A 19,155-nucleotide genomic window follows, 5' to 3' on the forward strand; every position below is an offset into this window, starting at 1 on the left:
ATACGAAACCTCTTTGCATATTGGCAGTAGCTGACTGTATTGAAAATGCGCTTCAAATCAAGCTTTTTTCAATGCTAGTCATCCTTGCCGGGGTGGGACGACGAAATCATTTTTTCAAAATCAGATTTCTGTCCCACTCCCTTTTATTTACCCCTGTATTTTCACAGTTATTGCATATCATTGTCACACACTAACACTAATATTTATGTTCCGTTATTTAAAATTTTACAATAGTTGCTTTAACTTATGACATTTACATATCTTTACTTAAATTTAATTATTCTCCTTATATTCCTTTGCTATACTAAAAATACAATTATGAACAAAGGAGGAATAAAGAGAATGAAAGTAGCTTGGTCTTTCTTAGCAACTATCGTGCTAGGCGCTGTTATCACTACACAAGCTGAAGCAACCACACAACCAACTAAAAAACAAGAAGAAACACATGATCTGTCAATTCATGATATTCAAGGAGACAAGCATAATTCGCCTTATGATGGAGAAAAAGTGACCGATGTACAAGGCATAGTGACATATCAATATAAATTAAAAGGTAGTAACTATATACATATCCAAACACCTGATAAAGCGAAAGATGATAATCCTAATACCTCAGAAGGTCTTATAGTCTATATGGGCAATCAAAATTACGATGTAAAAACCGGGGATTTGGTTAATGTAACTGGTATTGTCGATGAATATCATATAGACGGTTACGACGATAAACAAAAAACAGATTTACCTGTCACACAAATCAATGCACGTGATGACAAAGGCGGTAATGTGGCGATTACTAAACATAATCAACCGTTGCCAAAGGCTTATAACATTCAAAATCCACCCTCTAAAGTTTCAGCTAATGACCAATTTCATACCTTTGATCGTGACCAATACGCTATTGATTATTGGGAATCTTTAGAAGGTATGCGCGTGATGACAAATACAGTACGCAGTGTAAGTCCACAAGAACACGGGGATATTTTTACAGTTTTAGATGATCAACAACCAGAGACAGTCAATGGTGGTGTTCGTTTAACTGAAAACAATCAACATGGCGAGCGCATTGCTTTTAAGATGTATGATAATAATCAAGCGCGTGACTTTGATGTCAAAACTGGTGATAAATTCAAAGGCCCAATTATTGGTTACGTCAATTACGGTTTTCAAAACTATAAAATCAATGTAGATTTAGAAGATATGCAAAAAGCACATGTGCCAGTTAAAACGAAACCACAATCAACAGATTTAACACAAGACAAAGGCAAATTAAATGTAGCATCTTATAATTTAGAAAATTTCTCTAACAATAAACAATCTACTACTGACACTAAAGCTACAAAAATTGCACAAGGTATTAGTACCAGCATGAACAACCCAGACATTGTTGGTGTGACCGAAGTTCAAGACAATGACGGTCCTGATAAAGGTGGGCCTAAAGCCAATGAATCTTATGAACGCTTGATTCAACAAATTCAAGCATCCGGTGGACCTAAATATAAATACGTCAATATCGATCCAGATATGAATGAAGATGGTGGTCAACCCAACGCTAATATTCGTGTCGGTTTCTTATACAATCCAAAACGTGTTCAATTCGACAAATCTATCCAAAAAGGTGATGCTGATAGCGCAGTATCCTACAAAAATGGTAACTTAACTTTAAACCCAGGTCGCATTGACCCTAACAACCCAGCATTTGACGATTCACGTAAACCATTAGCGGCACAATTTAAATTCCGCGGCGAACAAGTAATTATGCTCGCAAATCATTGGAATTCTAAAGGTGGCGATACACCTATATTTGGTAAGCAACAACCACCTGTATTAAATAGCGAAAATCAACGTGTAGAAATCGCAAAAGCTGTAGGTCGTTTTGTAGAGCAAGTACACAAAGATAACCCTGATGCCAATATCGTCTCTGTTGGTGACTACAACGATTTCCAATGGACCAAAGCTTTGAAAACTTTTGAAAACTTTAATATGACAAATATGATGCATAGTGTACCTGCAAGTGAGCGTTACACATATAATTATCACGGTAATTCACAAGCATTGGATCATATCTTTGTTTCCGATAATTTGACCGACTACACACAACTCGATCCTATCCATGTAAACAGTGATTTCACTGATATGTCAGGACGAGCAAGTGACCACGATCCGTTACTAGCTCAAATCGATATTAAATCCAAAAGCAAAGAGACAAAATAATATATTTTAAACACTATAGGCGACTATTGTCGCCTTTTTTTGTTATTAAGGTACATTTTTTACTTGGTATACTCATGCTATTGCTCCAATGTTGAAAAAATTATAACTTAGTTAAGATTAATGAACTAATTGGAGGACCTCAATGATTATACTTATTGTTTTCGGTTTTTTTATTTTACGCTTATACAGCTTAGTCATTTCAATTCGTCATGCTAAGCAGTTGCAACTTCAAGGTGCTACTGAATACGGCAAACGTAATTCTACTTGGCTCGCACTTACACATATCGCCATTTATGTTAGTGCTACTATCGAAGCATGGTTGCAACAAACTACAATGAATAGTCTAAGTGTTATCGGTCTAATACTTATGATTTTCGCTTATATTATATTATTTATGGTAATAAAGACGCTGGGAGCAATATGGACGTTAAAATTATACATTTTGCCACAACACCCGATTATCAAAAGCGGATTATTTAAAATTACCAAACATCCAAACTATTTTTTAAATATCGTACCTGAGCTATTGGGTCTATTACTGCTAACACAAGCCGGTTTCGCTGCCCTTTTACTGCTACCATATGCTTATTTATTATGGCAGCGAATCCATCAGGAAGAACGGCTAATGCATATTTAAATGCCCAAACTACTAATAGTTGTTAATAGTGAAAAAGCACCTAGAACATAAAATGATGTTCAGGTGCTTTTTTCTTATCAAGAAACTACTTATCTATATGGAAAATGCTGATATTATGCCCAAAATTAGACTGACGTCATAGTTCGTTCAGACAAACGGAAGCCTACTTGATGTTATTTGTGTTGGGCAATTTGTAAACCTCGGTAACGATTAAGCGCAGCATAAAACTCTTGTGGTCGTGGTAACGCTAAGTTTCCCGGATGACCTTGATATGGTGATATAGCAGCTAAACCATGCGTATCAATGTGTTGATATAATTGCCTAACAGCTTGAGAAAGTGTTGTTGTATCATTCAACAAATGCCGTTGATAATAAGCTAACATTAATGCTAAACAATTTGTTTGGCTCGTATCCACTAACTGTTCAACAGCTGCTAAATCGATCGGTTCCTTATTGTATAAAATTGTTGTACGACCTTTCACTTTAAAACGCCCATCCTTACCTTTACTGTTAAAACTCGCAGTTAATGGCGTACGTTGAGTTATAGTGCCAAAGTGTTCTGAATGATGATACGGCTTTTGTACACCTGTATTCTTGGCTATGTCATGCGCTTTGGTAGTCACATCTTGTAACACGTATTCGTCCATCATTAAGACATGGTCTGCTACATCAAAATAATCACCCGATCCACCAACAATTAAAATGGTCGACACTTGGTAGTCATCATAAAGGGGCTTCACTTTATGTGCAAAAGGAGTAATAGGTTCTTTTTCCGGTGCAATAAGCTGTTGCATATGGTCATCGCGAATCATAAAGTTTGTGGCAGAAGTATCTTCATCAATAAGTAACACCGAACTACGTGCCTCAAGTGCTTCCATAACATTTGCTGCTTGTGACGTACTACCACTCGCATTTGGCGTAGTAAATTGAGTAGTATCTTTATTTCCTGGTAAATTATCGATAAAGGGCTGAATATTTACTTGGGCAATACTTCGTCCGTCCTCAGCACGGATTTTCATCGCGTCATCACGGGTTATAACGTATTCACGGCCATCGCCTACAATATGAGGATACACACCCCGTTGTAATGCCTCTAGTAATGTCGATTTACCATGATAACCTCCCCCTACAATAAGGGTAATACCCTCAGGTATAGCCATACCTGTTAATTGTTTGCCACTAGGTAAAGTTAAAGCTTGTTCATATGTTGCTGGGCTAGTAAATGATACAGCGTGTGTTAATGGTTGCTGTGACACCCCACTTTGACGAGGCAATATTGAACCATTAGCCACAAAAGCGATATAGCCTTGTTGTACTAAAAATTCACGTATATACTGTTGGTCTTCCATTAATGTCACTTGGTCAGCGAATGCTACTTGGTCTATATTTTTATAAGACAGCGCTCGCGCTACAATTTCAGGCACTATTGTTTTAAAAATATGAGTTGCTGCTGTACCTAAAATTTTCCGTCCTTTAGCAGGCAAACCAATTTCTAAACACACCTCGATAAAGTGATCTGTAATAGTTACCGCACTACGTTCCAATATTTCCGGACCACAATTATCTATCATAATATTCGCATGATAGTTCCTTTGTCGCTGAGTCAATTTATGAATTTCATTATATATATTTCGTGTTAAAAAATCTGACGTAGCGATACGTTTTAATTTAGTATCCACAAGATGTTCAGGTATGCCTGTAGTTACTTTATTTATAATAATACGCACTTTAGACGGTGGCGCATATGGGTCTGCTTGAATATGATCTATTGCTAACTGAAAATTATCGTAAGCATATGTATCTGCCAAACGTTTATACGCACCGTACTTCTGACCGTCTAATGATTGTAATGTCTGAAAAAGCGTGTGGGCTTGTTTCATGGTATGACCTCCTTGTAAGACATTTCCTATACTCATTATAGTATCTTTAGTACTTGTCACACAAAGAAGAGTAGTTAACATATCACTTAGAAGTACTAGGATATCTAACTACTCTCTTCACTATTAGAACCTTATTATTGCTATTTGAATTAATACTATCTTATGCAAAAATAACGGTAACAATACGTAAAAATGACTCTATCAATTGTGGAATCGTGCCTGTCATCTCGCTTCATCCTTTCTTTAAGTATTAAGCTTGTGCGGCAATATCTTCATTACGTACTAAATCTGCAGCAATCCCATGCCAAAATTGCTGTAATGCTTCTGTTGTTACGACAGATTGCGTTACATCTGAACCGATAAAGTCTTCATGATCCCAATCGTGTTTGACTGGTGTAACTTGCCATACACCTTTTTGGACGTCATCCGTAGCTGTCACGAAATCTTGATTAAATGGATGTTGTGCTGAGACAACAGAAACAAGACCATCATTTTCTCGCCATTCAGTTTCAGCTGCTTTGCCAATAACATTACCTGTAAGTCTAAAAGAAAGTTTCATATTAATATCTGATACTTGTCGCCCTGTAATGCTAGCGCGAGTGGATTCCCCTGTGTATGTTTTATACACTACGTTTGGGTCAAGTGATGTCTGTTCATTCAATTCAGCAGCACCTTTACGTGTCAAATCATAAAAGCCATTATCATCTGTTAACCAAATGTTACTTTGATCTTTTACACGTTTGACATAATCGATATATGTTTCATTCGGACGTTGTTTTAAGCCCCATTGAGAAAAACCATAATCTACTTGTGTTAATTTATTATTTTGAAATTTACTATAATCATAGGCGACTTGGCGAATCAATTGTTCGTTACCAAGTTGATCTGCAGCATGTGTACCATTATGAGGTGTCACTATCGTTGTCACGGAAGTTATCATATCATCATTACCACCTTGATATAATGGCGAAATTTCTCCGCCATGTTGCTGATGATACGCAATTTCTTCTTGATTACCTTCACGTAACATTGTGTCTAATAAACGAATCGTTTGTCCACCCATACTGTGCCCTACTAAATGTACTTGTTGACCCGGTTGCCAGTCTTTGTAGACCCCTTCATACGTTCTACCATAACGCTCATGCCCATATTTATTCGCATGCGCTGCACCATAATCTACTGTTCCACCTTTAATATAGTAATACAATTCTACCGCACGATCATAATTACTACTTAAAGCACCAACACTTGCTTCATAAGTTTCATAGCCGTTATCTCGTAAATCTTGACTAATACTCAGTTTATCTCCACCCCAGTAATTACCTTCAGTGGTTGGTTTGTTGTCTCCAGTAAAGCCATTAAAACCATGTACCAGTATAATAGGGTCTTCATTTTTAAATTGTCCTTGTTTCGCAACTTTTGTAGGCTGGTCATCTGTTATTGGCGTGGCTTCTTGAGTTGTATTGTTTGTACGTGTCGCTTGGGTATTACCTTCTAAAGCAGCTAAACTTTTTTGTTCTTCTGGTGTCGAGTTACGTGAAGAACCATGCACTAATAGTGGCTCACCAACTTCTTCTAAAGATACAGGTCTAGTATTTGTCGTTGCTAGAGAGTCTCGATCTATGTTCTTTTGCTGTTGTAGCGTAGTGTCAGCGTAAGTATTTGTTGTCTTTTTATTTGGGGTGATTTTAACTGATGTTTGTGCATTATTGCGTTGCTGATTATTAGTTTCGTACATTTGCAAGTCGTTTGAAATAGTTTGTCGTTGCGTCTCTCTAGGCTGTTCCACTGTTGACACCCCTTTATTAGCATCGTCAGGTGCTATATTCGAAGACTGTTGATTTTGTTGACGTTTATGTTGCTGGTTGTCTGTTGGTTGTAACACTGTAGTCTCTTTTGGTTCTGGATGTTCAATTGTAGATTTAGCCTTTTTATGCTGCGCTTCTGTAGTGCTTTTTGTGTCTTTACTATCAGTTGGTTCATCCTGATTATATTGTGTTGTGTCAGTGGTTGTTACAGCTTGTTGTGAGTTGTCGACAGCTGATGGCTCCTTAAATTGTTCACTATCGCTCTTTTCGTCTGTTATTGTCTGTTGTTTATTATCAACTGTTTCTTTTGTAGTTGTAACTTGTGCGTTTTCACTAGTTTTTGGTCCCTCATACTGCTCATTTTTATTGTTCTCTTTTGTACTTTGTTGATTTTCTTCAGTTGAAAACTCTGTCCTTTCTTCAGTATTTTGTCCGACTGTATTTGTAGTATCTTGTTTTACTGAAGTCTTAGGTTTTTCAAAGTCTTGTTCTGTGGTACTATGCTGCTCCATTGCAGTCTCAGTTGTAGTGTTATTTTGTTGCTCTGATGCATGTGCTGTGTCGTTACTAATAAATAACAACACACCTATCAATGCTGAAGCTGCCCCTATGCTTAATTTACGAATACTATACTTCTGTTTCTCTGTGTTCATTTCAAGCACCCCTCTTTGATATTTACTTTAATTCACTGACTAATACATCAAACTATACAACTTATCTATGACTACTACATGATGTTATTTTAACTTTAATATATCAGACTATTTAATTTTTTTCAATATTAATTTTGCGCAACTTATGAAAATATTACAGTTTATATTTTCTATCCAATTCCAATGTTTCATATGAAACATTAATATTGATAGCACAGAAATGAATGCGGAAAATATTATTTTATTTTTTATAGTATTCTTTGGATTTTTAACACCTGCTATGGCAACTGCAAATTCCTTTACTGAAGCAGCCAACATACAAAGCATTATTGTTACGACGATATATGGCGCAATCGGACTAATATTGCTATTAGGCTCCTATTTATTGTCACTTAAAATATTTAACAGTCAAGAGTTTTAATCATCAAAAAGAGGCTGAGACGAATTAAATACGTCCCAGCCTCTTAATATATAGTGAGTAGGTTATCGCACTGAAAAACGCTTCGAATCAACCTTTCTTCAATGCTCAGCATCAAAGTAGATTTCTACCCCACTTTTCTTAAACTTATGATGGTACTTCTGTTCGTTTCGTACTATGTTTTCGGATTGCTGCAGCTATAAGTGTTGAGGTTGCACCAAAAATCATAAATCCAATGAACATCCACATTGTTGCATCTAATTGAATATTACCATCCAAGTAGAGTATCTCTTTGAGTGAATTAGCATAGTGTGCAAATGGATTCCAACCTACGATATATTTTTGGTAGAACTCTGGTAACATTTGTTGTGGCAATGTTACTAATTGCATACTGAAAAACATTAATATAAAGAAGATGGGCACAGATTTCATACCTAACCATGTCATCGTTCCTAAAATCAATCCGACAAACCCCATAATTGCCAAGGCAATAAATAGTGCTGTCGTATTGGCATCATTAAAATCAAATCCTAGCACCTCTTGCATAAAATAAACATACGCAAATGCACCAATTAAGGCAGTAACAACAGCCATAACGATTTGGCCTAGCGCTGCAATAAGACGATGGTGAATAGCAATATTATTACTCGTTCTAAATGCGAAGAATAACAGTACAGAAATTACTATTGAACCCATCCAAACTGGCATAAACATTAAGAATGGTCCATTACCACCAGCCTGGTGATCACCAACTTTATTCGCTTGTTGATTGTCTACTTTTACCGGCTGTGTTAATTTTTGAATGTCTTTAGCTGGCACCTCAACATTTTGTTTTTCTAATGATGCTAAACCCTGTTTCGAAATATTTTGATTAACGTTGCCCCCCATACCTTTCAGCACTTGAGACACAATTTGGGAGGCTTGCGTACCTGCACCTTGATTTACGATAGTTTTAAAGTGTGCTTGTTCAGGTTTAGCCGTGTTGTCATTTCCACCTTGTGCCATTTGTTGTTGCATTTGCTTCGCTTGAGCTAATGGCACCTCACCAGATTTTACTTTATCTTCCATTTCTTGCTTTTTCGCAGTCATCACAACTTGCTGCGTTTTACTCATTGCATGTTGTGAAAAATCTTTTTCAATTACTGCTGCTCCAAAGTATTTTTGATCTTTCATACCTTGTTTCAAATCATCTTCATCATCAACTTGAATCCATTTTACAGTGTCTTTATCATTATTCAGTAACTTATCTTCTAATTGCTTTCCTATATTGATATTTTTCCCTTGTATGTCAGTGCCTTTGTCATGATTAACGATAGCAATTGGTATATCTTGAGGTTTAGGATTAAACGCAGGATAAAAGGCGATTGAAAATATCAAAAATAAAATAATCGCAACTATTGGTGCTAACCATAATAGTTTATTTTTAAAAATATTCATTCTTTATACCTCCTTATTCATGAACACAGTGTTGCATATCCATTACTCAGTCTATTATAATAGGTGGTATAAATTATACAATATGCAATATACAGCTATTCGTCCTTTATTGAACATGTAGTTCGGAATTGTCTATTAACTACAAAGAGGTGTTAACTATGACCGAAGATCGACGTGTCAGAAAAACACGTACCGCAATTAAATCTGCCTTTATTGACCTATTACGTCACAAAGACTTAGATAAAATTACTGTACGTGATATTACTACTGCCGCTGATGTGAATCGTGGTACGTTTTATTTACATTATGAAGATAAATATTTATTACTGAGCGATATGGAAAATGAATACATTACGCAACTTTCATCAACGTTACTCACTACGGAGGACTTTTATGTGGGAATGGATGCTACGGAATTTGCGCGTGTCTTTACAGAAAAGAAACTCAAGAAAGTCATTTATCACATTAGGGATAATGCTGAATTTTACCAAACCCTGTTCCGACTCGAACGCCGAAGTCAGCTAGAAGAGAAAATAAGTCAACTGATGTATCACAATATGTCCACTAATTTAGCACCGAGTGGCTCTATCGACGGCATTCCTGTCGATTACTTTCATAGTTATGTCGTCGGCGCCCTATTATCCTTTATGAAATACTGGGTGCAAGATGATTTACGCATGCCTCCCAATGAATTAGTAGATAATCTATTCAAAATGGTATTTAATGGACCTTTACGACTGATGGCTAAAGAACAATTCAATATAGATGGTATTTAACACTAATAAAGCTCGATAATGAAATAATTATCGAGCTTTGTTAATTTATAATTTTAAAAATGAGAAAGAACTAACTGAAACCTCTAGACCATATAAATGACTTGTCAGTACCTTCTATAACCAAAACTCCTAACTGGATAGCGTACTTATGACACCTTAACATTTTCACTCCCTTTGCACATTGCCCCTTTAACTTGTATATTACTTATCAAAATTTTTTCTTGCAAAATAATTATAAAGTAGTTATTATAGATATTAAATATCTATAATAGTGAGGTATACACATGAAAATTACGAAAGGTTCAGACTATGCTTTACACGCACTAGCCTATTTAATTACTACCCAATCATCACAAGCAGTCAATGTACAAACATTAGCAGAGAAATTAAATGTATCGGTAACATATTTATCTAAAATTCTAACGCAACTCACAAAAGCTAACGTCATTAAATCATCATCTGGAGCTAGAGGTGGTTATTCGTTAGTTCAGCAATGGGAAGATATTTCAATTTATTCGATTATCACTGCCATAGACGGCCATCAAAGCGCCTTTGAAGACAGTTTTAATCATGGTCCTGAATGCAAGATTCAAAAAATTATTGTCTCTGCTGAAGATGAAATGACTAAAGCATTACAAGAAAAAACTTTAAAAGATTTAATATAAGTTAAATCTTTTTTGTTCCTATTATAGATATTAAGACTCTCTAATATACGAAAAGGTGGTTATACAATGTTTGATGTTATTATTATAGGTGGCGGCCCTGCAGGTTTAGCAAGTGCGCTCACTTTAGGTCGCGCCTTAAAAACAACATTAGTGATAGACAAATAATAATCCTAGAAATAAAGTGACGCAAGCATCTCACGCATATCTTACTCAAGACGGTATCTTACCAGAAGCATTACGCAGCAATGCCGAGCAAGATGTTGATAAATATGAACATGTACAACGTGTATTAGACACTGTGACACATGTCGAACAAGTAACTGATTATTTTATAATTCAAACTGAATCAACAACATATTATGCACGTAAAATTATGTTAGCAATGGGCTTAAAAGAAACATTACCTGATACCCCAGGTACACAAGCGTGTTATGGCACATCTCTATTTTACTGCCCTTGGTGTGATGGCTATGAATTACGTAACCGTTCACTAATTGTTTCTGTGCCAGCTGCTCAAGTTAAACATATGAGTAAGCTCGTGCTCAATTGGTCTCAAGATGTTGTAATACACGTAGCTGATAATGCTTCCATAGATGATGAAGATAAAGCTTATTTAGATCGTAAAGGTATAAGACTCATTACTAGTGCAATAACAGAATACCAACATACTGAAGGTCATTTAACTGCTGTCATCTTTGCTGATGGTACATCAATCAATCGTGACGGTGGCCTGATTGGTATTGAAGTTAATTCTTATTTTGACTTTATACAACCATTACAGTTACAACGTGAAGACAATGGCCGTCTCACAACTAACAATTTCGGTGAAACTTCTGTTCCCGGGGTTTTTGTAGTAGGCGAATCTAAAGACATCATGCCATCGCAACTTATTGATGCCGCTTCGAATGGTAATACAGTAGCCAAATTCGTAGCAATGCAATTGATTGAAGACAATGATTAATCACGCTAAAAAACCAAGACAGACACAGTTCATGTGTTTACCTTGGTTTTTATAGGAGATTATTTTAAAAATCGCTGCCGTTATAGGATAACGTTCGACATAAGAATGACTATCAAAACAACATCACCTATAACTTTTTAGGCATATCACTGTGCCGGTACTATATATCTATAATAAACTAACACTATATTAGTTCGAAAAACATAAAAAAGAAGGTATTACAATGCAAATATTAGATGATTATTTCATACTCTTTGATGAAGCACGCTACAGTGAAGAAAGTTTCCAACAATTAACAGACTTGTTTAGTGAAGATATTGTGTTCGTATTAAACGGTAAATCATTTCAAGGGAAAGCAGCTTGGCAAAATTTCGTCCGCAGTGTCTATCAAACCAATGAAGATTTAAAACACATGCACAACGGTTGGGTCAAACAAGAGGACGGCTCATTTCAAACCCAGTGGGCGATTTGTGGTAAGCGTTTTGAGTCAGGCGTCTATACGCAGGAAGGACTCGATATTGCCCGTATCAATGAAAATGGAAAAATTGCCTATTTAGAAAATAAACCAAATGACACACAATTATTTTCTGGGCAATAATACAGTTATAATTATTTAACTACATAAATGAGGTGTGAAACTGTGAAAAAACATATTGAAGTGGTAGCGGCTGTCATTATCGATGACCAACAAGTACTTTGTGCCCAACGCAGTGACTCGATGTCTTTACCCTTATTATGGGAATTCCCAGGTGGCAAAGTCGAACCTGGAGAATCTAAAAGTACTGCTTTGAAACGTGAAATTAAGGAAGAGCTATTATGTGACATCGTGGTTGGAGATAAGATTACCACCACTACTTACGATTATGATTTTGGTGTAGTACACCTACATTCTTATCAATGCTCTTTACAAACACAAGCCCCTACGCTAACCGAACATAAAACCATTAAGTGGCTCAATATTAGCGAACTTCAACAATTAGCATGGGCACCTGCGGATATTCCAACCGTGGATATTATTAGTCAGTCATATTAGGCTCTTTTGTTCGTTACATCAGCTAACGTGTCAATGTTGAAAAGATTATACAACCGTGCCAGTTTGACTAGGTCGGTGAGTCATTTCATTGCACCAATATGTATCATAATAAAAAGACTGGAACAGTAGTGGTGTTCCAGTCTTTTTATTTAGTCAATTTTTCAGTCTATAATAACATCTTTACCTGTTTTACGTAATTCTTCTAGACCTGCTAACATCGTATTAATTTCTTCATCAGAGTGTCTTTCCCACACAGCTAATTCTGCTACAATTTTAAGTGGTTCTGTTGAACGATATGACCGTGTTGGATTACCCGGAAACTTTTGATCTGTCACATTAGGATCATCTTCAAAATCTCCTAAAGGCGTAACAATATATATCCGTTCTTGATCTTCTTCAGATTTAGCCGTAGCTAATTCAGCTCCCCACTTTGCGGCTTCCAATGTGCCAGTAAAATAAATATGTTTTAAGTGAACATCTTTAAAATTCGACTTAAATCCAGGTTGCAATAAGTCCCCTACAGCTAATTTGACTTTAGTTCCATGAAAATATTGCGTGTTTTCAAACGCTTTGAGTTGCTCATCCATAACACCACTCCTTAACACTAGATTGCATCTAGTATAGTATGTAAATGTTATAAATAGTAGACTGCAACTTTCTACATATTTATAGTATAATTAAAGTGAGGAAAGATACCTTTTATTTATTTGATAATTTGTAACCATTCCTGATGGTTGCAACAATGTATATTAGCTATTACTAGAATGCTCTACTTCAGTCGATACTACGTTTTGCGCTGCCTCAACTTGACAACTTCCACCTGCGCCATACCTATTTGGCTTTTTATTCCCACGCATAATCAATACTATCCACGTATAAAGTGTGACTAATCCAGCAAACAATGTACCAAACACACCAGCCAACACTAAAGCTTTGAGCACACCTATTGTTTCAGTTTGAGTAGCAACTGCGATAATACCTAACACAAAAACGATAGTCCCAAAAGCTGTAATGAAACCACTGATATGTGAAATAATAGCTAACAGCATAGTACGATTGGAATCATGTAACCGTCTCACTTTTACTGTAAAAGTAGGGATGATTAAGAAAAGTGCAAAAACACTACTGAGCGTACCCACTGAAAATATCCCTAACAATGAAGTTATTAAAAAGTTAATCCAAAAAGGATGCCAAAAATCAGAACGTGATGCTCTCCCTTTAACATCTAGAAAACGGGTCCAAAATGCCATGTAACTTTGCATAATTTGTATTGGTAAACTGTTCATAGTTTGTCTCCTCACAACTTGTTACTAACAGTATACAAATAATAATTATTCATTACAAATTAATTTTAAAATTTTTAAATTTTAATTATATTTAAATACTCTATAGAAATATTCAATCATTACATTCCTTTATCTTTATATTGTTTTATTTTAGTTTGTAATAATTCCACATCATTTTCTAAGCCTAATACATGCATTTTTCTATGACATGTAAGGTCTAAAGCAACGGCATTATCAATACTATCCTCACCTTGTTTTGCCAACCAAATTACATGATGACATTCCAAATAAGGTTTACCATTTTTATCTTTAAAGGGCGCAGGTTCACCACACAAATCACAATACCCGTCTGCACGTTCTTTCACATGGGCAGCAACATAGTTATTTCTTTCATATACCGTCGTATATGCTTTCCTCTGTCCGACCTTTTTAGCTTTTTTCGCACGTTGATATAATTCTTCAATTCCTAGTTTATAGGCCTGATTTTCTTGTTGTATCTCTTTATCTTTATAGAATGTTTCTGGTATAACATACTCATTATCATTGAAAGAGAGTGGGAAAATATAAACTTTCCTGCCGTTTTGTTGCTCTGTATAAGGAGTAGCACACAATTTTACTTCTCCTCGAAAAGTATGCTGACCTGAATCAAATGTTTCAAATAAATATACTTTTATACTCAAATCATTTGATTCAAGTAATGTTCTATTCTGAGTTGATTTAAGGTCTTGATCCCCCTGTTGTCCCATACCTGTATAATGCATTATTTGGTTTCCATGCTCATCAATATAACTTTTATCCTCATAAATAGGCTGATTTTTTGAGTGATCTGAAAACAATACAAGTGCATTAGTTAAATGTGAGCGTCTCATACCACCTTGACCAGAACATTTAAATATATCTTGAATAACTTGATTATTGTATATATTACCAACTTTCAATTGGCTTATTGGTCCTCTGTTTTGTTTCAACCACTGATTAAGTTCTTGTTCATCATAGTAATACTTACGTGATTTGACGGTTATAATTTTTCCATGTTCGTTCCATTTTTTAAATGCCCCATCATCAATTTTTAAAGCTTTTTTTACTTCTTGTTTCGTTAGCCATTGTTCCACACTATACGCCCCTTTATCTATAAAACCATCAATTGTCACCATTTAATTAATCGAACTTCTAAATGATTATAATAATATTTAATTTCATTTAAAAAGTCTTTTATTACTTAGGATTTTAACATATAATTTAACACTTTTTTCTACTTCTAAATATAATACTTAATGTCATGGAAAACTTTTATCTTATTGCATAGAACTCAGGGTATACACATTAACATTGCCCCTCACATAAAAAAACTAGAATACTTATCTCCTGTATAAATCTGGAAATAAGTATCCTAGTACTGGTATGGGTTATTTACTTGTTTGGCTAAGGAGCGCTACGTCACCTTAATTCGAAAGGTAATAATGAAATGATTACAGCGCACCATTTAAGAATTGGGCTTCACCATTAAAGAAGCTCCAATCATCGTCAGTGTTTTCTATTAAGCTAAACATAATATCTGCTTTACGTATGCCTAATTGACTATGCAGTTCACTTACTAAGGTTTCATAGAATGATAGTTTTTGTTGTTGTGTTCTTGGTCTAGTAATAATAGTGAAAACAACCACTTCCTCTGTACGTGTGACGCCTAAGCCTGTATCCAAGATTTGCATTTCGTAAGGTTCATGTTGATTGACGATTTGATATCTGTCACCTAATGGCGCATTAAATGTTGTTAGCATGACATCATAAGAAATATCTAATATTTGTTGAATTTCTGTTTGTGTGCGACCTTTTATTACATCAATTTTCATTAACGGCATAGGGCCACGTCCCTTCTTTAACATTTTTAGACACGATTTTGCGATGTGCATTTATGAATAATAGCTTTAACCGTAGTTTTGATAATTTCTTTGCTGGGATTTAAAATTTGTTGTGGGTTAAACAACGATGTATCTTCATTGAGTGTTTGTCTTAATTGATTACTCCATGCAATATTAATTTCAGTATTAAAATTAATTTTGGCATGACCTAAATGTATGGCTTTTAATAAATCTTCATCTGAGATGCCTGACGCACCGTGTAATACTAAGGGTAGATCTAACGCATTTTGTATTTCTTTCATTTCTGCAAAGCCCAAATTGGGTTCACCTTGATACTTTCCATGTACAGAACCTAGTGCTGGCGCCAACGTATCTAGCTGTGTTTCTTTTGCCAATCTCAAACAGTCATTAAAATCTGCATATTTAACATTGCCAATAACACCATCTTCATTACCACCAATTGCCCCTATCTCACCTTCAACTAGAACATTATGTTGATGTGCATAATCGACAACTTCTTTAGTTTGTTTTATATTTTCTTCAATCGGTAACTTCGAACCATCAAACATGACGGAATCATAGCCTGCATCTACTGCCTTTTTACAGTTGTCTACGGTTAAACCATGATCTAAATGAATAATAACAGGGACAGTTATGTTCATAGCCTTCACTTTGTCTTTAATGACTGAACATATAAATTGATATCCACCTAGAAATTCAATAACTTTATCGGTAGTTCCTACAATAATAGGTGAACGTGTATCTTCAGCAGCTTGCAAAATACTTTCAATCCAAATTAATCCATTGACATTAATTTGAGGTATCGCATATTGTTCATCCTTGGCTTGTTGTATAAATGACTTCATTTATGAGCGTCCCACCTTTCTACCTGTTTATAATTTTTGGGGTTGATTCGTTTTTAGTGACTCTTGACATTTTAAAGCGATTTGTTGTGCTTTATAGCCGTCTTCAATTGAACATAAAACGTCTGTATCATTGAGAATAGCATCTATAAAATCATTCATCTCTACTTTATATGCATCGCTATATCTTTCTAGGAAAAAATAAGGTGGACTATCTCTTCTAATACCATCTACACGATGATAATTTAACGTTGAAGATTGCTCGTTTCCTACATCAATCGCGCCATTATCACCTAAAATTTCGATACGTTGATCATAGCCATAAACGCTTCTACGACAATTTTCAATCATAGCAATTGAGCCATTTTCGAATTTCAGTGTAATTAGTGCCGTATCAATATCGTCATATTCTGCGATTTCAGGATTAACCAAAGCATCACCTGAAGCATACACTTCTACGATTTCTGATTGCATTAAGTAGCGTGCCATATCAAAGTCATGAATCGTCATATCCATAAACAACCCACCAGAACGCTTGATATATTCAATTGGTGGTGGCTCTGGATCTCTCGACGTAATTCTTAATGTTTGAATTTGACCTAATTCTCCTTCACTCAAAATAGAATGTAGTTGTTTAAAGTTCTTATCAAACCTTCTATTAAAGCCCATTTGAAGCTTTATGTTAGATTTTTTAACCGCTTCAACCGCTTCTTCTGCTTCTTCCAAGGACATACTGATAGGTTTTTCACAAAAGATATGTTTACCTTGTGCTGATGCTTCTTTAATAATATCTACATGTGTATCTGTTGGAGAACAAATAATTATTGCATCAACTTCTGGATCATTAATAATGTCTCTATGATCTTTAGTTTTATTTTCAATACCTGCTTGTGCAATCCATTCTTCCATCTTGTCGCAGTTTAAATCCGAAATCCATTTAATTTTTACATCTTTATGTGTCTGCAAATAGCTGATATGCAACTGTCCAATTCTACCAGCACCAATTACTCCAAATGTAAGTGTCATAATTTTCCTCCTTTTAAGCTATACCTAGTGGTGAAAATAAGATATAAGTACCAATTACTACTATTACGATAATCGCACCAACTACATATCTATATTTCCACGGTGTAATATCTACTTTTGCGTAATTTACATTGAAATCAAATTCATCCGATGGTTTCCATTTGTTAAATAATAGAACTATGAATAAATCAATAAAGAATAATACACTTAATACATATAAGTAGTGTATGTCTGTTAACAATACTTTTGAAAGCGCATACATAATAATGTGTAAAATAAACATCACTTTAGCACCTTGCTGTGATGTCCTTTTAACGAAAAATCCTACTAGTATTAATACTAATAATGGCATATTGTAAATACCGTTAAATTCTTGAACTACAGCGTACAAACCTTGTGGGAAAATTGAAATCATTGGCGCTATAATTACTACAACAACGCCGACAAGTATCGTTACGATTCTTCCCATTCTAGACACTTGTTTATTTGTAGCTTCTTTATTAATTACTGATTTATAAAAATCTAGAGAGAATAAAGTTGCTGTACTATTTAATGACCCTACAAATGAACTAAGAATTGCTCCAAAAATCACTGCACCAAACAACCCATAAGCCCAACCTGGTAATACTTCATTTACTAACATAGGATATGCATTATCAGGATTTGTGACTTTATCGCCTAACATATTAAAAGCAAGTACTCCTGGGAATACTAAGAATAATGCGCCAAAAATTTTAAATATGCCGACAAACATAGCCCCTTTTTGCGCTTCTTTGAGGTTTTTACCTGCTAATGCTTTTTGAACTATCATTTGGTTAGTACACCAAAAGAATAAATTATTGAAAAACATACCAAAGAATAATGTTGGCCAAGGTACGATATCAGAGTCTATTGCACCTAATGAATTTAATTTCTCCGGTGTGTTTTGCACAACTTTATCAAATCCATGTAACAGACTACCATTACCAAAGAGAATCAAACCTAAGACAGGTATGGCGAGTCCTCCTATAATGAGTCCAATACCATATATAGAATCACTGTGTGCACTTAATGACAGACCACCGATAAACAAATAAATTATTCCGAAAATTCCGATAAATGTTGATATAAGTACCACAGCCGTCATATCACTTATATTTAACATTTCACTAATATTGAATATTTTATTAAATACAAGTGCACCTGAATATAAAACAACTGGTAAAAATGACACAACATATGTAAATATGAATAATAATGATACCAATCGCTTAGTAAACGTATCAAATCGCAGCTCAATAAAATCTGATATCGTATCTACACCGTATCTAAAATACCTTGGTAAAAATACCAGCGCCAATATTACTATGGCTACTGCTGCTGTTACTTCCCATGCCATAACTTCCATACCGGCCATAAAACTTTGACCGTTTTGACCGACTATTTGTTCTGTAGATAGATTTGTCATAATGATAGTAGAAGCAATTGTAAAACCGGTTAAACTTCTACCACCCATGAAGTATCCATCAGAGTTTTTAGTGTTAATTTTTCTACTTCTTAAAAATGCATACAACCCTACTAACAGTATTACTACTATAAATGAAATCCCTGCAAATAAACTCACGGCAATTTCCCTCCCTTGAGGTATAGATCACTCTAACCT

General features: G+C 35.2%; 20 protein-coding genes. 10 read left to right on the top strand and 10 right to left on the bottom strand.

Annotated features, from left to right (window positions below):
• The 3 genes from KA845_RS05045 to KA845_RS05055 all read left to right on the top strand — a co-directional run.
• Nucleotides 1-194, top strand: a 194-nt coding sequence (locus KA845_RS05045; protein ID WP_210127818.1) for a hypothetical protein, incomplete at its 5' end; no start/stop codon positions are given.
• Between the two features lie 148 nt (nt 195-342).
• Nucleotides 343-2,211 (top strand): endonuclease/exonuclease/phosphatase family protein, encoded by a 1,869-nt coding sequence (locus tag KA845_RS05050; RefSeq protein WP_210127819.1) that lies wholly within the window; start codon nt 343-345, stop codon nt 2,209-2,211.
• A gap of 142 nt (nt 2,212-2,353) precedes the next feature.
• On the top strand, nt 2,354-2,848 hold the full coding sequence (locus KA845_RS05055) for an isoprenylcysteine carboxylmethyltransferase family protein (RefSeq protein ID WP_107382472.1): 495 nt from the start codon (nt 2,354-2,356) through the stop codon (nt 2,846-2,848).
• A gap of 173 nt (nt 2,849-3,021) precedes the next feature.
• Here KA845_RS05055 and KA845_RS05060 read toward each other — a convergent pair whose 3' ends face one another.
• Both KA845_RS05060 and lip read right to left on the bottom strand, forming a co-directional pair.
• Nucleotides 3,022-4,728 (bottom strand): ABC-ATPase domain-containing protein, encoded by a 1,707-nt coding sequence (locus KA845_RS05060; RefSeq protein ID WP_210127820.1) that lies wholly within the window; start codon nt 4,726-4,728, stop codon nt 3,022-3,024.
• Nucleotides 4,729-4,978: 250 nt separating this feature from the next.
• Nucleotides 4,979-7,189 (bottom strand): YSIRK-targeted triacylglycerol lipase, encoded by a 2,211-nt coding sequence (gene lip, locus KA845_RS05065; protein WP_103388295.1) that lies wholly within the window; start codon nt 7,187-7,189, stop codon nt 4,979-4,981.
• A 220-nt stretch (nt 7,190-7,409) separates the two neighbouring features.
• On the opposite strand from lip, the gene KA845_RS05070 reads away from it, so the two are divergent.
• Nucleotides 7,410-7,610 carry a hypothetical protein gene (locus KA845_RS05070; RefSeq protein ID WP_174888165.1) on the top strand — a complete coding sequence of 67 codons (201 nt, stop codon included), beginning with the start codon at nt 7,410-7,412 and terminating at the stop codon, nt 7,608-7,610.
• A 144-nt stretch (nt 7,611-7,754) separates the two neighbouring features.
• On the opposite strand, the gene KA845_RS05075 is transcribed toward KA845_RS05070, so the two are convergent.
• Nucleotides 7,755-9,044, bottom strand: coding sequence for a YhgE/Pip domain-containing protein (locus KA845_RS05075; protein ID WP_210127821.1), 1,290 nt, complete (start codon nt 9,042-9,044; stop codon nt 7,755-7,757).
• A gap of 158 nt (nt 9,045-9,202) precedes the next feature.
• Between KA845_RS05075 and KA845_RS05080 the strand changes: the two genes are divergently transcribed.
• The 6 genes from KA845_RS05080 (at nt 9,203) to KA845_RS05100 (ending at nt 12,479) form a co-directional block, all read left to right on the top strand.
• A complete protein-coding gene (locus KA845_RS05080; protein ID WP_210127822.1) occupies nt 9,203-9,820 on the top strand; it encodes a TetR/AcrR family transcriptional regulator in 618 nt (205 codons plus the stop codon).
• 284 nt (nt 9,821-10,104) lie between these two features.
• Nucleotides 10,105-10,485 (top strand): RrF2 family transcriptional regulator, encoded by a 381-nt coding sequence (locus tag KA845_RS05085; protein ID WP_210127823.1) that lies wholly within the window; start codon nt 10,105-10,107, stop codon nt 10,483-10,485.
• A 66-nt stretch (nt 10,486-10,551) separates the two neighbouring features.
• Nucleotides 10,552-10,650, top strand: a complete 99-nt coding sequence (locus tag KA845_RS13010; RefSeq protein ID WP_245338050.1) for an FAD-binding protein — start codon at nt 10,552-10,554, stop codon at nt 10,648-10,650.
• A gap of 16 nt (nt 10,651-10,666) precedes the next feature.
• Nucleotides 10,667-11,446, top strand: a complete 780-nt coding sequence (locus tag KA845_RS05090; RefSeq protein WP_325958108.1) for an NAD(P)/FAD-dependent oxidoreductase — start codon at nt 10,667-10,669, stop codon at nt 11,444-11,446.
• A gap of 223 nt (nt 11,447-11,669) precedes the next feature.
• Nucleotides 11,670-12,044, top strand: a complete 375-nt coding sequence (locus tag KA845_RS05095; RefSeq protein ID WP_210124393.1) for a nuclear transport factor 2 family protein — start codon at nt 11,670-11,672, stop codon at nt 12,042-12,044.
• A gap of 42 nt (nt 12,045-12,086) precedes the next feature.
• Nucleotides 12,087-12,479, top strand: a complete 393-nt coding sequence (locus tag KA845_RS05100) for a (deoxy)nucleoside triphosphate pyrophosphohydrolase (RefSeq protein WP_210127847.1) — start codon at nt 12,087-12,089, stop codon at nt 12,477-12,479.
• 161 nt (nt 12,480-12,640) lie between these two features.
• On the opposite strand, the gene arr is transcribed toward KA845_RS05100, so the two are convergent.
• From arr to KA845_RS05135, 7 genes are all read right to left on the bottom strand, one after another.
• Entirely contained in the window at nt 12,641-13,066 is a 426-nt protein-coding gene (arr, locus tag KA845_RS05105) for an NAD(+)--rifampin ADP-ribosyltransferase (protein ID WP_210127824.1), read from the bottom strand.
• A gap of 162 nt (nt 13,067-13,228) precedes the next feature.
• Nucleotides 13,229-13,765, bottom strand: a complete 537-nt coding sequence (locus KA845_RS05110) for a DUF805 domain-containing protein (protein ID WP_103388302.1) — start codon at nt 13,763-13,765, stop codon at nt 13,229-13,231.
• 119 nt (nt 13,766-13,884) lie between these two features.
• Nucleotides 13,885-14,919: an SRA domain-containing endonuclease gene (locus KA845_RS05115; protein ID WP_210127825.1), complete on the bottom strand. Its 1,035-nt coding sequence runs from the start codon at nt 14,917-14,919 to the stop codon at nt 13,885-13,887.
• Nucleotides 14,920-15,234: 315 nt separating this feature from the next.
• Nucleotides 15,235-15,624 (bottom strand): tautomerase family protein, encoded by a 390-nt coding sequence (locus KA845_RS05120; protein WP_002509967.1) that lies wholly within the window; start codon nt 15,622-15,624, stop codon nt 15,235-15,237.
• Nucleotides 15,625-15,650: 26 nt separating this feature from the next.
• Complete coding sequence (fba, locus tag KA845_RS05125) at nt 15,651-16,490, bottom strand: class II fructose-1,6-bisphosphate aldolase (protein WP_021459534.1); 840 nt, start codon at nt 16,488-16,490, stop codon at nt 15,651-15,653.
• 27 nt (nt 16,491-16,517) lie between these two features.
• The gene (iolG, locus tag KA845_RS05130) at nt 16,518-17,516 is read right to left on the bottom strand and encodes an inositol 2-dehydrogenase (protein WP_197272602.1); all 999 of its coding nucleotides are present in this window, start codon (nt 17,514-17,516) and stop codon (nt 16,518-16,520) included.
• Between the two features lie 10 nt (nt 17,517-17,526).
• Nucleotides 17,527-19,116, bottom strand: coding sequence for a solute:sodium symporter family transporter (locus KA845_RS05135; RefSeq protein WP_021459536.1), 1,590 nt, complete (start codon nt 19,114-19,116; stop codon nt 17,527-17,529).
• Between the last annotated feature and the right edge of the window lie 39 nt (nt 19,117-19,155).

The sequence above is a fragment of the Staphylococcus sp. GDX8P114P-2 genome (genome assembly GCF_017892945.1).
Lineage (GTDB): Bacteria > Bacillota > Bacilli > Staphylococcales > Staphylococcaceae > Staphylococcus > Staphylococcus arlettae.

Coding starts and splice junctions, on each gene's coding strand:
- KA845_RS05050 (WP_210127819.1), top strand. CDS start 343: ATGAAAGTAGCTTGGTCTTTCTTAGCAACTATCGTGCTAGGCGCTGTT.
- KA845_RS05055 (WP_107382472.1), top strand. CDS start 2,354: ATGATTATACTTATTGTTTTCGGTTTTTTTATTTTACGCTTATACAGC.
- KA845_RS05060 (WP_210127820.1), bottom strand. CDS start 4,728: ATGAAACAAGCCCACACGCTTTTTCAGACATTACAATCATTAGACGGT.
- lip (WP_103388295.1), bottom strand. CDS start 7,189: ATGAACACAGAGAAACAGAAGTATAGTATTCGTAAATTAAGCATAGGG.
- KA845_RS05070 (WP_174888165.1), top strand. CDS start 7,410: ATGAATGCGGAAAATATTATTTTATTTTTTATAGTATTCTTTGGATTT.
- KA845_RS05075 (WP_210127821.1), bottom strand. CDS start 9,044: ATGAATATTTTTAAAAATAAACTATTATGGTTAGCACCAATAGTTGCG.
- KA845_RS05080 (WP_210127822.1), top strand. CDS start 9,203: ATGACCGAAGATCGACGTGTCAGAAAAACACGTACCGCAATTAAATCT.
- KA845_RS05085 (WP_210127823.1), top strand. CDS start 10,105: ATGAAAATTACGAAAGGTTCAGACTATGCTTTACACGCACTAGCCTAT.
- KA845_RS13010 (WP_245338050.1), top strand. CDS start 10,552: ATGTTTGATGTTATTATTATAGGTGGCGGCCCTGCAGGTTTAGCAAGT.
- KA845_RS05095 (WP_210124393.1), top strand. CDS start 11,670: ATGCAAATATTAGATGATTATTTCATACTCTTTGATGAAGCACGCTAC.
- arr (WP_210127824.1), bottom strand. CDS start 13,066: ATGGATGAGCAACTCAAAGCGTTTGAAAACACGCAATATTTTCATGGA.
- KA845_RS05110 (WP_103388302.1), bottom strand. CDS start 13,765: ATGAACAGTTTACCAATACAAATTATGCAAAGTTACATGGCATTTTGG.
- KA845_RS05115 (WP_210127825.1), bottom strand. CDS start 14,919: ATGGTGACAATTGATGGTTTTATAGATAAAGGGGCGTATAGTGTGGAA.
- KA845_RS05120 (WP_002509967.1), bottom strand. CDS start 15,624: ATGCCGTTAATGAAAATTGATGTAATAAAAGGTCGCACACAAACAGAA.
- fba (WP_021459534.1), bottom strand. CDS start 16,490: ATGAAGTCATTTATACAACAAGCCAAGGATGAACAATATGCGATACCT.